Below are 15,433 nucleotides of genomic sequence, written 5' to 3' on the forward strand. Positions count from 1 at the left end.
TTGTTTTTAGGGATATGGGAAAACGATGATGAAAAAAACAACTCTTTCTCTGGCGATCGGCCTCGCGACCCTCGTAGGCACGGGTGTTGCCTCCGCGCGGTCTGAGGCCGATGCCGGTGCGGTGGACTTGGGCAATGGCATCCTGTTTACACCGGTGCTGGACATGGGCCTGGTCTACGATGACAACGTCGTGCATACCGATACCAATCCCACCGACAGCTGGGTCACTGAGTTGCGCCCCAGTTTCCTGCTCTCTGCAGAGAATGACTTTTCTGAGTATGGCCTGCGTTACACCGTTTCCCACGGTGATTACCAGGACAGCAGCGAAGATAACTACACCGACCACATGCTGCAGGCCAATGCAGACTGGGAACTGAACGCCCGCCATCGCCTGGGCCTGGCTGCCAGCTACGAGGACCTGCACGAGATGCGCGGTACTGGCTACTCCCAGGGCTTTGGTGCGTTGCTGGACGAGCCGGACCGCTACTCGGAGAGCGATGTTTCCGGTGTCTACCGCTACGGCGCCGAGACTGCCCGCGGCAATATCGAGCTGGAAGCAGGCACCCGCGCGCGGGATTACGATCCCACCCAGTTCATCGACGGCGTGGAGCAGAATAACCCGCTGGCAGATGTGCGCGATTACGGCACCGACTACGGGGCCGCGCGCTTCTTCTATAACACCGGCGGCAAGACACGCCTGCTGGTGGAGGCGAAAGGTAGCCTGGTGGGGTATGACAATGCCGTGGCCGGTATCCCCAGCCGTGACAGCACCCAGAGCAGTGTGCTGTTTGGCCTGAGCTGGGAAGGCACAGCCAAGACCACCGGTACCCTGAAGGTGGGTGCGCGCTCCAAGCAGTTTGATGATGCCGCCCGTGAGGATTTCTCCGCGCCGGCGTGGGAGGCAGGTGTCATTTGGCAACCGCTCACTTACAGCACGTTTGAGTTCAGCACTGCGCGCCGCTTCGAGGAAGCCCGTGGTGACGGTGACTTCGCCGATGTCGAGGTACTGTCTGCCTCCTGGAACCACACCTGGCTCGAGCGCCTGTCCACTGACGTGATGTTCTATCACCAGAACATGGATTACGAAGGTACTGAGCGTACCGAAGACCGCCTCGGCGGCACATTCAATTTGAATTACGAGATGCGCCGCTGGTTGATCCTTACTGCCGGTTATGCCACCGGTAGCCAGGACAGCACTCTGCAGGGCTATGACTACGACCGCGCTGTAATGACGTTTGGCGCTCGCGTCACACTGTAAGAGTTGAAGCCGGGTATCGGACGCAAGCAATTAAGAGGTAACTACGGGTAACCATGATGGGACACACACGCTCACCTGGGCAGCGCGCATGGCGCGCAGCCCTGTCCATTTTCTCCGCACTGTGGCTGGTACTGGCCGCCGCTTCGGCTGTGGCCATTACCGACAGCACCCTGGTCGATAACTATCGCCTGGGTTCCGGGGACAAGATCCTCATCAATGTGTACGGCGAGGATGACCTGACGGTGGAGACCCAGCTGAGCGACAGCGGCCTGGTGAATTACCCGTTCCTGGGCGAGCTGAAAGTCAACGGCATGACCGTGGCGCAGCTGGAGGCAACCATCCACGGGGGCCTGAAGGACGGTTACCTGGTGAACCCCAATGTGCATGTGTCCATCATGGAATACCGCCCCTTTTATATTCACGGCGAAGTGGAGCGCCCCGGTGGTTACCCGTACCAGCCGGGCCTGACCGTGAGCAAGGCGGCGGCACTGGCCCAGGGCTTTACCGAGCGGGCGTCCGAATCCAAGATTTTTGTGGTGCGGGGCGATGATTCGAGCAAGACCCCGAAAAAAATCACCCTGAACACCGAGCTGCGTCCCGGCGATGTAGTGACCGTGGAACAGCGGTTCTTCTGAGGTAACCAATGAACGCGCAAGACAACAACACCCAGCAGGAGCGCTTACTTCAGGAGGAAGTGATTGACCTGCGCCAGTACTGGCGCATCCTGGACCGGTTCAAGTGGCGCATCGGTGCGCTGGCGGTGGCAGTAGCCATGCTGGCGGCGATGGTGGTGTTCTCCATGACACCGCGCTACCAGGCCACAGCGACCCTGATGATCGAGGCGGAGCAGCCCAAGGCGCTCTCCATCGAGGAGGTGTACGGGCTGGACTCCAGCCGCAAGGAATATTTCCTCACCCAGTTCGAAATCCTCAAGTCCCGCCGTATTGCCGAGCAGGTGGTGGAGCGGCTGAACCTGACCGAGCACCCGCTGTTTGACCCGGAGCAGCAGGAGCCTTCTTTTAAAGAGAAAGTGAAAGGCTGGCTGCCGTTCCTGGCTTCCAATGAAATCCTCAGCGAAGAGGAGTTGCGCGAACTGAAGCTGGAGAGCGTGACCAAGGCGGTGAGCGAAAACCTCACCATCTCGCCGGTGCGCAACACCCAGCTGGTGAAGATCAGCTTTGAATCCGAATCCCCCGAGCTGGCCGCGCAGGTGGCCAATACCGTGGCAGAAGTGTTTATCGACAGCCACCTGGAAGCCAAGCTGGATATGACCAAGCAGGCCACCTCCTGGCTGAATGTCCGCCTCGAGGACCTGCGCGTGAAGCTGGAGGACTCCGAAGCACGTCTGCAGGCTTTCCAGGAATCCCAGGGCTTGGTGGATGTAGCTGGCGTGCAGGGCCTGGCGGCGCAGGAACTCAACGAGATCACCACCCAGCTGATTGATGCGCGTAAAGAGCTGAAGCAGGCCGAGAGCATTCATGCGTTGGTGCAGAGCCGCGGTACGGATGTCACTGCGCTGTCCAGCCTGCCGGAAGTGCTGAACCACACGGTGATAGCCAATATCAAGCAGGCGGAAATTGATGCATCGCGTAAGGTCTCCGAGCTGGCACGCCGTTACGGGCCCAAGCACCCGAAAATGATCGCCGCCCGCGATGAGCTGGAATCGGTGCAGGACAAGCTGCGCAGCGAAGTGCGCCAGCTGGTGAGCGGTATCCAGAACGATTACGAAACCGCGCAGGCGAATGTCCGCGCGCTGGAGCGTGAGCTGAACGCGGCCAAGGGCGACTACCAGCAGATCTCCCGCAAGGAGACGCGCTACAACGAGCTGAAACGCGAGGTGGAAGTCAACCGCCAGCTGTACAACGCCTTCCTGACCCGCTTCAAGGAAACCAGTGAAACCTCCGGCTTCGAGGCCGCCAATGCGCGCCTGATGGACCCGGCCATTGCACCCCGCGAGTCGGCCAAGCCGAAGAAGAAGCTGATTGTGGCGCTGGCGTTTGTGGTCAGTGCCATGCTCGGTGTGATGCTGGCCTTCCTGATCGAGGCGCTGAACGACGGCATCCGCAACCCGGATGATGTGGAAAACAAGCTGGCCCAGCGGATGATCGGCATGCTGCCCTGGGTGAAGCATGAAAAGGACGAGCGCCTGAGCCTTTCGACCTTCTTCGATAGCGCCAACCACCAGTTTTCTGAGGCGGTACGCACCCTGCGGACCAGCCTGGTGCTCTCGCACCTGGAAACGCCGGCCACGGTGATTTCCGTCACTTCTTCGGTTCCCGGTGAGGGCAAAACCACTGTGGCGGAGAACCTGGCCTTTGCCCTGGCACAGATGGAAAAAGTACTGCTGATCGACGCGGACATGCGCCGTCCGTCTGTGGGCAAGGATTTTGGTCTGCCGGTTTATCACCCGGGCCTGTCGAACCTGATTGCCGGCAGCAATACGCTGGCCGAGTGTATCCACCACGACGAGAAGAGCGGACTGGACGTGATGCCTGCTGGTGCGGTACCGCCCAACCCGCAGGAGATGCTGTCTTCGCCACGCTTTACCAAGGCGCTGCAGGTACTGATGGACAAGTACGACCGCGTGATTCTCGATACCGCGCCCGCGCAGGTAGTGAGTGATGCGCTGGTGGTTTCCCGCGTGGCAGACTCCATGCTGTACGTGGTGAAGGCGGACAGTACTCGCCAGAAGATGATCACCAACGGTATCGGCCGCCTGTTGCAGGTGGGTGCGAAGCTGGATGGCGTGGTGCTGAACCAGCTGGACACTTCCAACAAGGCCAGTTATTACGGTGACTACTACGGCTATGAAGGCGAGTACAGCAGTTACAGCGCTGCGGTAAAACCCCAGCAGCCCTCCAGACAGGCTGCCAAAGCCGCTGAGAAAGACCTGGAAGTGGCATGATCGACCTGCACTGCCATCTTTTACCGGGCATCGATGACGGTGCCCGCGACCTGGACCAGGCGCTGCAACTGGCGCGCATGGCGGTCGAGGATGGCATTACCCACTGTGTGGCCACGCCCCACATCCACCCGGGGCGCTGGAACAACACCCGGGCCAGCATTGCTGACGTTTTTCATGCGTTCAGGGATTCCCTCGCACAGGAGGGCATTCCGCTGCAGCTGGGTATGGCGGCGGAGATCCGCTTCTCCGATGAAATTCTTACCATGGTTGCCAGTAAGCAGGTGCCTTTCCTGGGCAAGTGGGAGGGCGAGCCGGTATTGTTGCTGGAGTTGCCCCACAGCCATATTCCCGCCGGTGCCGAGCAACTGATCCGCTGGCTGCAGAAGCAGGGCGTCCGCCCGATGATCGCCCACCCGGAACGCAACAAGGATATCCTGCGCGATTTCAGTAAGGTGCTGCCGCTGGTACGGCAGGGTTGCCTGTTACAGGTGACCGCCGGTGCCGTGGCCGGCGATTTTGGTGAAGGGCCGCAGCTGCGTGCGCAGGAACTCCTGAGTGAGGACATGGTGACGATCCTTGCCACCGATGCGCACCACGAGGAGCGTCGCCCGCCCGTACTGGCCCGCGGCCGCATGGCTGCAGAAGCGGTGGTGGGCGAGTCCCGCTCCTGGGATCTTGTGCGCAATAATCCGGGCCGCATTGCCGCCAGCCATTTCTCCCTCGAGAGTGTTGAATCCGGCAATGGCGACTGAATCCCGTCGCCGCCGTCGCACCCCCTGGTACCGCAAGTGGTATCGGCACGTAAGCCGTCCCCGCCTTGCGCTTACCGGCTTGCTGCTCTGTGTGCTGGTTAGCCTCGCCTGGCAGGCTGGTTCCTGGGGCCTCGCGCACCTGCAGGTGGTCGCGGTGGAAAATACACTCAAGCGTTGGGGGCAAAATGGCAAGGTGTCTTCAGAAAAGGATCTGGATAATGCCTTTGTTGCGATCGACCGCGCCATTGCCCTCCATCACGACAATCCCTATCAGCTTTCACTCAAGGCGCGGTTGTTGGAGTGGCGTGCTTACGCCATGAGAGAGGATGAGGGCAGGGTGGCTGACTACCGCGCAGCGCTGGCGTTATATAAAGAAGCGGCTGCACTGCGCCCTATGTGGCCCGAGACCTGGGCCGAGATGATTAATGTTAAGCTCAACTTGGGAGAGCTGGACGGGGAGCTGCAGACTTGGATGTTGCGGGCCGATGAGATGGGGCCTTACACACCTGCGGTGCACACAGCCATAGTCCGGGGGGGCTATGCGCTGAAGCAGCAGTATCCGTTTGAGGAGCGCCCATTGCTGGACCGCCACCTGCTGCGAGGCCTGGCGGACCACCGCAGTCGCCCGGAAGTGGCGCGGTTGGTGGAGCAGTACGCCCAGGAGGTGTCGGCCTGCCGGACGATTGCCCAGGCAGCGGAGCCGAGACCGCGGCTACAAATTTGCGAGACCTGATTGCCTGAATGATGTATCTCCAGGCTAGCAATTCCATACTAATAATAATGAGGTTGCGGTGGAGAGAGTGGCGAATGGTGTAAGCGTGGAGAGTCGAGCCCAATGGGTCGACTACGCCAAAGCGATCGGCATCATCCTGGTGGTTTATGGACATGTGGCGAGGGGGCTCTTCGACGCAGGCATCCCTGTATCCCCTGAGTTATTCCTGCTGGTGGAAAGCATTGTTTACAGCTTTCACATGCCACTGTTCTTTTTCCTTTCCGGCCTTTTCTTTGAAGCATCGTTCCGCAGGCGTGGTCCCGGTGGGTTGGTGCTCAGCAAGCTGGATACAATCGTATACCCCTATATTCTCTGGTCGCTGTTGCAGGGCTCGATAGAAGTCTTCCTATCGAAATATACGAATGGGTCGGTTGGGGCCGGGGATGTCTTCTCTTTTCTGTGGGAACCCAGAGCGCAGTTCTGGTTTCTCTATGCCCTGTTTATTCTCTTTTGCGTAGCCACCCTGATATTTTCTTTGCTCAGGCTGCGGGGAAGCCTGATTGTCTTTTCCGTACTTGCGGCCTTGCTTTATATCTATCAACCCCTCGCGGGGGTTCAGCCCCTCGGCTTCCTCGTTGATAACCTGGTTTACTTTTTACTGGGTGCGCTGGTTTATCGGTACGGTGGCGAGACGGAGTTGGGGCGTTACCGCTGGGCAGTGGTTTTGGGCGCTGGCTTTTTGCTGGCCCAGTATTGGTTCCACGCTACGCTGGGGCTCACTTGGACAGATAAAGGGGCTCCCTCTCTGCTCTTGGGGGGGATCTCAATCCTGTTTGTGGTATCCCTGTCGGTAGCACTGGCACGTAGCCCGAGCAAAATATGGCTGCTGGTGGGCTCATCCTCAATGGCAATCTACCTGATGCATGTGCTTGCGGGAGCCGGAGTCCGGGTCGTTTTGCAAAAGCTGGCCGGTGTGGATGCCTTCTTGGTCCACCTGGGGCTGGGAATGGCGGTGGGGCTGATCGGGCCGATCCTGGCGCTGGAAATCATCAAGCGCCTGAATATTCGCTATCTGTTCAGTGCGCCAATTTCCTCTTACCTGATGTCCATAACGACGCGTATTGGCGGCAAGGGTGAGGGGCGGGCAGCAGATAGTTAGATTGAAGCTGAGCTGGCGCAGGAGCATCCGTTCGCCCCAGACGATTTACGCCATCTCTTACTGACGCCACACCCGTGGATCCCGGTCCGCACCGGTACGAGTGACCGCTCGTTGTGGCAAGCGGTTAGCGGTTACCGTACTCGTCATGCCGGCCGTGAGGGCGGATGGTCGCTCGTAATGTCCACAGGGCTACCGGCAACACCCCGTCGTGCCGGCGCAGGCCTGTATCCACCTAATTCTCTGCGCCCGCACGAAAACCTGCACATGAGCAGTGGATGTGCGACTCTTCCCAACCCACTAAATCGTCCTAACCATAGAACTACAACTGCATTGGGTGGCTGTACGGAATTTGGCATAATTAGCTACAGACGTTGTGTATAAAAAATAATCACCGGGGCGGGCGCACCGACCATCTTCACTATGACCATAACCCAGATTTTTGTTGCCGGGCTCTTTGCGCTGGTCATTGCCGCCCTGGTTTTCAGTCGTGTGCGTCCCTCGTTGGTATTCGCCTCGGCGGCCGGTGCGTGTTTCCTGACGGGCCTGGTACCGGCGGAGTCGGTGTTACAAAAGGCGGTAAACCCCGGTCTGGTGACGCTGGTGATTCTGATTCTGGTATCGGTGGGCCTGGAAAAGGCCCGCTGGCTGCGCTCGGTTTCTGACGGCCTGATCAACGGCTCGCTCAAAACCAGCCTGTTAAAACTGACCACTGCGACGGCGATCAGCTCTGCTTTCCTCAATAATACTGCCGTGGTAGCGGCATTGGCTTCCAGCATCAGGTCGCAGCGCCGCTATCCGGCCGCCAAGCTGCTGATGCCACTCTCCTATGCCGCCATTCTCGGTGGCACCATGACGCTGATTGGTACCTCCACGAACCTGATCGTAAACAGCTTTGTGCTGGACCGTGATATGCCCGGTCTCGATTTCTTTGCTTTCTTCCCGATAGGCGTGGCCGCTGCGCTGGTGGGCCTGGTGGTACTGTTTGTGAGCAACCGCTTACTTCCGTCCAGGGCGATATCGGATGAGCCGCTTACCGAGTACTTGCTGGAAGCGGAGGTGGTGGTGGACTCACCATTGGATGGCAAGACCGTGGAAGAGAACCAGCTGCGCCGGCTGGAAACCCTGTACCTGATCGAGATCGTGCGCGGGGGGCAAGTTATCAGTCCGGTGTCGCCGACCGAGGTGCTGAAGTCCGGCGACAAGCTGATCTTCAGCGGCGATGTCCGTGATCTGGGCCGGTTGCAGGATATTGAGGGGTTGCGTCTGTTCGCGCTGGAGGACAACACACTCAACATGGAGTTCACCGAAGTGGTGATTACCCCCACCTCCAGCCTGATTGGGCAGAGCCTGAAAAGTGCCAAGTTCCGCACCCGCTTTGATGCGGCTGTGGTTGCCATGCGCCGCGGCGGTGACCGCCTGTCGGGCAAACTGGGGGAGGTTGAGCTGCAGGCGGGGGATGCCCTGTTGCTGGCGGAAGGGCCGGACTTCAAGCATCACCTCAACATCAGCAAGAACTTCTACGTGATCAGCGGCAGTGATCTGCAGCGCCAGCTGCCCAGACGGGACAACTGGTTGCTCGGGCTTGGGTTTGCGGCGGTGATCGCCGGTTCTGCGCTCGGTTACTTTTCACTATTGAAAGGGCTGGTGATCCTGCTGGGGGGCATGATCGCCCTCGGTATTGTTTCCACCACTGAGCTACAGCGGCGCTTTCCCTTCCAGATCTGGGTCATCATCGCCAGCGCGCTGGTGCTGGCGGAGGCCTTTACCGGCAGTGGTCTGGCGGATGCGATGGCCAGCGGCTTCCGGCAGCACCTGCAGGGAGCCGGCCCGTACGTGGCCTTGATCGGCATCTTTCTACTGACTCTGGCACTGACGGAACTGATGACCAACAATGCCGCCGCTGCACTGGCCTTCCCCCTGGCCTGGAGTCTGGCGGAGAGCTTTGGCGTCAGCTGGATGCCCTTTGTGATGGCGGTGGCCTACGGTGCCAGTGCCAGTTTCCTCACGCCATTCGGCTACCAGACCAACCTGATGGTGCAAAACCTCGGTGGTTATCACCTGCGCGATTTTGTTCGCGCTGGCCTGCCATTGACCATTGCCTATTCTGTTACCGTTGTGTTGCTCCTGCCGGTGGTCTTTCCTCTCTAAAAGCCTCCTTGCTCCGTTCATTATTCTGTTTTGTTTATTCCCCCTCAAAGGTTCCTATAAGCAGGGCAGAGGGGGCTTCACTTGATGTGCAAGTGGAAGTCACCGGCTAATGCATCTCGGAATCCACGCTCCTGTCTTTTGATGGACCCTTGCCGTCGGCAGATAAGGAAGGTCCCGACACTGCCGCACCAAAAACATCATAAAACGATGTGCTACCGCCAAGATGGCAAATGAGGCATCGGTACCAACCTGATCTTTACTGTTTCTCATGCAGGCCAAGCAGTCGGAAGCTATATAGATTCTTGTGCCTCGCTATACATCACTGGCAGCCGGGGCAACAGACTGAAAATAATCGGTACACGCCGAAATACGCACTTGGGGTGGTGGTATTTGATGAAAGTGTTACTCGTCTTTGGAACACGTCCGGAAGCCATCAAAATGGCGCCGCTGGTCCGGAGTATGCAGGAGGATGAACGCTTTGATGTGCGAGTGTGCGTCACAGGCCAGCATCGAGAAATGCTGGATCAAGTGCTGGCCCTTTTTGAAATAGCGCCTGACTATGATCTGAACATCATGCAGAAGGGTCAGGACCTCTACCAGGTCACGGCCCGAGTATTGCTGGGAATGCGGGAAGTGCTGGATGATTTCCTTCCCGACAAGGTGTTTGTTCATGGAGATACCACAACTACCCTGGCGGCGTCCCTTGCTGCTTATTATCGCCAGATCCCTGTGGCCCATGTAGAGGCGGGCCTGAGGACAGGCAATCTCTACAGCCCTTGGCCCGAGGAAGCGAACCGCAAGCTGACAGGAGCCATCGCCCAGCATCACTTCGCGCCGACAGAACTGTCACGCGACAATCTAATCAACGAATCCGTATCTAAAGACACCATCCTCGTCACCGGAAATACGGTAGTCGATGCCCTGCTTGATGTTGTTGAGCGGATTGAGCAATCGGAAACCCAGAGGAGGAAGCTCGCGGACCAGTTCCCCTTTCTGGATAACAGTAAGCGGCTAGTCCTCGTCACGGGCCATCGACGTGAGAGTTTCGGTGAGGGGTTTGAGAACATCTGTATCGCCATTCGCCAGATTGCAGAGCGCGGGGATGTACAGGTGGTTTACCCGGTTCACCTGAACCCACGTGTGCGGGAGCCGGTGAACCGTCTTCTGGCGGGCCTCGACAATGTCTATCTTGTTGAGCCTCTGACCTACCTGCCATTTGTTTACCTGATGAATGAGAGCTATCTCATCCTGACCGACTCGGGCGGCATACAAGAGGAGGCTCCATCTCTTGGCAAGCCGGTCGTGGTGATGCGCGAGACCACAGAGCGGGTGGAAGCTGTGGCCGCCGGTACGGTCAAGCTGGTTGGAACTGATGTAGAGAAAATTGTAGACGCAGTGCAATCGCTATTGGATGACGATAATGAGTACCGCACTATGAGCCGGGCCCACAACCCCTATGGTGACGGATTCGCTTGCGAAAAAATAGTGGAGGGAATACTCGCGGATGTCCACGAATACACAGTTTGAGCGAATCGCTGTTATTGGCCTGGGATACATTGGCCTGCCAACGGCCGCAGTATTCGCCTCCAGGGGAGTGGAGGTTGTGGGGGTCGATATCAACCAGCGGGCGGTGGATACGATCAATGCGGGCTGCGTACACATTGTCGAGCCCGATCTCGATAATGTTGTTAGGGCAGCTGTCACTAGCGGAAAGTTACGAGCGACCCAGTTTGCGGAACCCGCTGATGCTTTCCTGATTGCGGTGCCTACTCCCTTCCGCACCAGCAAGCATGGTAATTCACGTGAGCCGGACCTGACCTACATCCATGCCGCTGCAGAGGCGATTGGACCATTGCTGAAAAAAGGAGACCTGGTTGTATTGGAGTCCACTTCGCCAGTGGGGACCACCGAACAGTTGTCCGAATGGCTCCAACAGGCTCGGCCCGACCTGACTTTTCCGCACTTGCGGGGAGACGCGGCCGACATCCGTGTGGCGCACTGTCCCGAGCGGGTTTTACCAGGCAAGGTGTTGAAGGAGCTGGTCTCGAACGACCGTATTATCGGGGGGCTTAGCTCCGCCTGCAGCCATGCGGCATTGGCACTCTACAAGGTGTTTGTTGAGGGAGAATGTATTATCACGAATGCCCGGACTGCGGAAATGAGCAAACTCACAGAGAATGCCTTCCGTGATGTCAACATTGCCTTCGCGAACGAGCTCTCGATGATCTGTGATCAGCTTAAGATCAATGTCTGGGACTTGATTCAGCTGGCCAATCGTCACCCCCGGGTGAATATCCTTAATCCCGGGCCGGGAGTTGGGGGCCACTGCATTGCGGTTGATCCCTGGTTTATTGTCAGCAGCTGCCCGGATCAGGCCCGCTTGCTAAGCCTTGCGCGTAATGTCAACGATAGCAAGCCGGATTATGTAGTGAAAAAAGTCCTCAAAGTGGCAGAGCAGTTTAAGGAACCGATCATTGCTTGCCTGGGCTTATCCTTCAAAGCTGACATCGACGACCTACGGGAGAGCCCCGCGATGCGAATCGTGGGAGAACTGGCATCACGATGTGTCGGAGATGTGGTCGCCGTAGAGCCAAATATCAAGGAATTACCATCCGCACTAGCTGACAAGGGCGTGCGGCTGGTCGACCTGTCTGCTGCCCTGGAAAACGCCAACATAGTGGTAGTACTGGTTGACCATCGCGAATTTAGAAATCTGGATCCATCACTCTTTTCCGCCAAAGCAGCAATCGATACCCGAGGTGTCTTCGCTTAGAAATAAATTCGGGAAGTAGTACAAGGGTAACTTGAGGACGTACGACCGTATGAAAACGCTATTGACATTGGATTACGAGCTTTTCTTTGGTCAAAAAACGGGTACGCCAAAAGCATGCCTGATAGATGCAACAGAGCGCTTATTAGAAGAACTCAATAAATTTGATGCACGTGCAGTCTTTTTTGTTGATGCTGCCTATCTGGTACGGCTGCGGTATTTTGCACAGACAAAAGAAAAAGCATCAGAGGATTACTCTGCAGTCATTCGTCAGATTCGTAATCTTGAAACGCAAGGTCATCAGATACAGCTACACATCCATCCCCATTGGTATGATACGACTTATGACGGGGATAACTGGAAAATAGATACCCGGCGTTACCGTCTTGGGGACTGGAGCCGCGAAGAAGTAGGGAAAATCATCACTGACTGTACTGGAGAACTGAATAGGCACCTCAGAAATAAGGTATTCGCATTCCGCGCTGGTGGTTGGTGTGTACAGCCCTGGCAGCACATTAGCCGCTTCATGAAAGCCAATGGCATCACAATGGATTGTACTGTATATAATGGCGGGCAATGCCTGAACGGCCCGCACTTATTTGATTTCTCCAGTGCGCCCAGCATGGGCATATGGAAGTTCGAATCGGAACCCTGCCGGTTAATTAGAGATGGATCATTTACGGAATTGCCAATATCGTCAGTTCGCGTATCACCATTGTTCTTCTGGCGTTTTGCTTTGAACCGATTATTTGGCGACCTTTCAGTACATCGAACTTTTGGTGATGGCGGAGCGATGAAGAGTAAGCGTTCTGAGCTTATACGTAAAATGGTACGTGCTTCCAATATTCCTGTTTCTATAGACGGATTCAAGTCATCCCTGCTGAGTGAGAATTATCGACGAGCATTGGAAAACGGGAAAACGCACTTTGTGGCTATGGGGCATCCGAAGGCACTATCCGAATTCTCTTTGGGCAACTTGCGTAGCTGGCTCACTGATGTTTATTCGCGTGGTGAAAAACTGGAATTGCTGGATAGCCCTGTATTGACAGTACAGCGCGAGAAGGAAGTGATAGCCTGACAATTTTGGCTACAGGTAGGCTTCTTTCCGTGCAATGTCAGAACCAATAGAACCCAGAGACGCTTCTTTAGAAACCGGATATCTAATGGGGATGGGTCTCTTAGTCATTGACGGTCATTGGGGGGCAAGTTAGAAAGTCACGTTATTTCTAATAATAAGTTGCCGCTTAGTTTGGCGTTACTTAGTGCGTAAAGTCAATCAATGGTATTTGCAGATAAATACAATTGCTTCTTGATTCCATTTTCATCATCTCATGAAAATTAGTACCTAGCATAAGCTCATGAAGGTGAGCGCTGGAGACCCATTAGCATCTTTTTGCGCAGTGATGCTATTGCAGGTGACGCGTCATCGTACTTAGCCCACAGTAGCAAACTAAAAGTCCGCCAGCGATGGCGCATGCTTCATTTCCAATTGTGACTTGAATGAGTCTCACAGTCCAAAGTGGGCAGATTGGCAGAGAAATCCACCAAGGGTAGATTGCCGTGCCATTCTTCGAAATATTTTTGCTTGCCTTCGCATCAACCTTTGATACAGTGAATCCTGCGCTATGTAGCGGTTAGCGCCTGAACCCTGACTGACGTTTACATGGATGTAAATCAATAGTACGGCAGGGTGCCTCTCAAGGATAAGTTAGAGCCCGAGTGGAACCTGACGTCGAGAGAATAATGAGGCAAGGATGATGCTTCCTCCCTTGTGTGGTGCAAGGCTACATTCTTTTCCTGGGCACCCCGGTGGCTGGCGCCAGCACACCATCTCTTCACCTGTCATTTCTGACAATAGGCCGATCAATCGTTATCGGGGATCGCTGACTCCAGTCATGGGCGTATCCTGTCAAAAATTGCTTGTTAGCTACCAACTTCAACACTCGCTTTATCTGCCCGCGGAAGATAAGACTCTTCTCAGCCAGGTAATGTCGCGTATTGAGCAAAAAAATACAGGCAAAGAGCAGCAATGAAAAATAGATTATTCCGGTTAATACATATTCATCTTCGGCACTTTCTCCTTGGGTTGAGAATAAAAGTCCTGAACAGAGTGTTTGGTATGAATATCGATCCAACGGCAAAAATTTCATTGAAAGCTAACCTGGATTTCACTAATCCAGCGGGTGTCTACATCGGCGCGGGTTCATACCTTGCATTTGGCTCTACGATATTGACGCACGACATGAGCCGGGACCTCAACAAACCGGTCAAAATTGGCAAAAACTGCTTTATCGGTGCGAATGCAATTTTGCTCCCAGGGGTGGAGTTGGGAGACCAGGTAATTGTGGGCGCGGGATCGGTAGTAACAAAGTCATTCCCGTCAAATGTCATTGTAACGGGAAATCCTGCAAAAATTGTCAAGCAGGAAATAAGAACAAGTAGGCTAGGAATTCTAGAATCCGCATAATATGAATACCATCAGTACCACCTCGTCGTACAAGCTTGCGTTAATCTATTTCGCATTAATGCTGATCCCTATGGAACTATCAGGGTTTGTAGGTGATCTCCGGCTAGAGCCCTATCGGGTTTTCCTGATATTAGTTTTCTTATTCAACATTAGGGGTATGTATCACCTCTATAAGAATGACACGATAGCGAAATGGCTAGGGTTCTACTGCTTCCTGTGCTTGATCAGTTATCTAGTGAATCATGGTAGTGCTGGATTCCAGTCTGCCGCAATCCTCTTTCTAGAGGTATGGGTCGGATACTTCATCGGTTCACGCATTGCCGGAGACCATGAAGCTTTTAAGAAAGTATTGAGAATCCTGATTCTTGCCTACTTGATTTTGGTGCCATTTGCAATCATGGAGGCACAAACGGGCTATCGACTACTGCACATGTGGGCGGCGAAGGCAGTAGGCGGTACTGCAACTGAGACTCTGGGTCCAGATTATCTAAGATATGGTATCCACCGGGCGGGTACCGTGTTCTCCCATCCTATTCTCTACTCCGTTTGTGCGGTGATGTTTCTACCAATTATTTATGTTTATTACTCAAAGCTGAAAGCAACACTGCTCTCATCAGGCATATTTGTGGCCATGGTGACGTCAGTAACATCTGCCGGTGTAGTTATGGCAATTATTACCCTCGGCTTGTATTTCGCTCGTAAGCTTTCACTCCGTATACCCTCGATATTCACCAATATATCAATCGCCTTTATATCGCTATTTGTTTTCGTATCACTATTTTCAGATCGGGGGCCAGTTCTGTTTTTCGCTCAGGTTTTCTCGTTCAACCCACAGACCGCCTACATGCGTTACCTGCAATGGATGTACGCTTCCGATGACATTGCAGCAAATCCCTGGTGGGGCATTGGCTTTGCTGACTGGAGCCGCCCACACTGGATGCCAGATAGTGTGGATAGTTACTGGTTGATTACAACTTTGCAGAATGGGTATCCAGCTCTGATTGCGTTGGGGATAGCATTTATATTAAGTATGAAATCATACTGGCAGCACTGGAGATATACCGGAATTACAATTTACTTTGCCTACTTCTGCTCGATCATCTCGTTGGTCTTTGCGGCTTACACTGTCGACTTGTTCGACCGCGCTCCGTTGATCGTATTTTTCGCCATGGGAATGTTCAACTCGTTCCTGATTAAATCGCTTCCGGAAAAAGTGAGGGAGGCTCAGAGAGCATCACCCTCTGCACTGGCGGCTGCGTAAG

At 55.2% G+C, this 15,433-nt stretch carries 12 protein-coding genes; all 12 read left to right on the forward strand.

What is annotated here, in order from left to right; all coding sequences use genetic code 11:
• Positions 1-25 precede the first annotated feature (25 nt).
• Positions 26-1,258, forward strand: a complete 1,233-nt coding sequence (locus tag AUP74_RS08775; RefSeq protein WP_083260887.1) for an outer membrane beta-barrel protein — start codon at positions 26-28, stop codon at positions 1,256-1,258.
• 53 nt (positions 1,259-1,311) lie between these two features.
• On the forward strand, positions 1,312-1,893 hold the full coding sequence (locus tag AUP74_RS08780) for a polysaccharide biosynthesis/export family protein (protein WP_226999743.1): 582 nt from the start codon (positions 1,312-1,314) through the stop codon (positions 1,891-1,893).
• Positions 1,894-1,901: 8 nt separating this feature from the next.
• On the forward strand, positions 1,902-4,163 hold the full coding sequence (locus tag AUP74_RS08785; RefSeq protein WP_069947246.1) for a GumC family protein: 2,262 nt from the start codon (positions 1,902-1,904) through the stop codon (positions 4,161-4,163).
• On the forward strand, positions 4,160-4,915 hold the full coding sequence (locus AUP74_RS08790) for a tyrosine-protein phosphatase (RefSeq protein ID WP_069947247.1): 756 nt from the start codon (positions 4,160-4,162) through the stop codon (positions 4,913-4,915). Before AUP74_RS08785 ends, AUP74_RS08790 begins: the two co-directional genes overlap by 4 nt.
• Positions 4,905-5,648 carry a VpsP family polysaccharide biosynthesis protein gene (locus AUP74_RS08795; RefSeq protein ID WP_069947248.1) on the forward strand — a complete coding sequence of 248 codons (744 nt, stop codon included), beginning with the start codon at positions 4,905-4,907 and terminating at the stop codon, positions 5,646-5,648. The genes AUP74_RS08790 and AUP74_RS08795 overlap by 11 nt, the downstream gene beginning before the upstream one ends.
• Before the next feature lie 67 nt (positions 5,649-5,715).
• Positions 5,716-6,786, forward strand: a complete 1,071-nt coding sequence (locus AUP74_RS08800; protein WP_226999744.1) for an acyltransferase family protein — start codon at positions 5,716-5,718, stop codon at positions 6,784-6,786.
• A 420-nt stretch (positions 6,787-7,206) separates the two neighbouring features.
• Complete coding sequence (locus AUP74_RS08805; protein WP_069947249.1) at positions 7,207-8,934, forward strand: SLC13 family permease; 1,728 nt, start codon at positions 7,207-7,209, stop codon at positions 8,932-8,934.
• Positions 8,935-9,327: 393 nt separating this feature from the next.
• Positions 9,328-10,461: a non-hydrolyzing UDP-N-acetylglucosamine 2-epimerase gene (gene wecB / locus AUP74_RS08810; protein ID WP_083261106.1), complete on the forward strand. Its 1,134-nt coding sequence runs from the start codon at positions 9,328-9,330 to the stop codon at positions 10,459-10,461.
• Positions 10,439-11,707 carry a UDP-N-acetyl-D-mannosamine dehydrogenase gene (gene wecC / locus AUP74_RS08815; RefSeq protein ID WP_069947251.1) on the forward strand — a complete coding sequence of 423 codons (1,269 nt, stop codon included), beginning with the start codon at positions 10,439-10,441 and terminating at the stop codon, positions 11,705-11,707. The genes wecB and wecC overlap by 23 nt, the downstream gene beginning before the upstream one ends.
• A gap of 49 nt (positions 11,708-11,756) precedes the next feature.
• Positions 11,757-12,782 carry a polysaccharide deacetylase family protein gene (locus AUP74_RS17190; RefSeq protein WP_145924352.1) on the forward strand — a complete coding sequence of 342 codons (1,026 nt, stop codon included), beginning with the start codon at positions 11,757-11,759 and terminating at the stop codon, positions 12,780-12,782.
• A gap of 1,041 nt (positions 12,783-13,823) precedes the next feature.
• The gene (locus tag AUP74_RS08825) at positions 13,824-14,171 is read left to right on the forward strand and encodes an acyltransferase (protein WP_226999745.1); all 348 of its coding nucleotides are present in this window, start codon (positions 13,824-13,826) and stop codon (positions 14,169-14,171) included.
• Between the two features lies 1 nt (position 14,172).
• Positions 14,173-15,432, forward strand: a complete 1,260-nt coding sequence (locus AUP74_RS08830) for a hypothetical protein (protein ID WP_069947254.1) — start codon at positions 14,173-14,175, stop codon at positions 15,430-15,432.
• Position 15,433 lies beyond the last annotated feature (1 nt).

Origin of the sequence: Microbulbifer aggregans (assembly GCF_001750105.1) — a bacterium.
Taxonomy (GTDB): domain Bacteria; phylum Pseudomonadota; class Gammaproteobacteria; order Pseudomonadales; family Cellvibrionaceae; genus Microbulbifer; species Microbulbifer aggregans.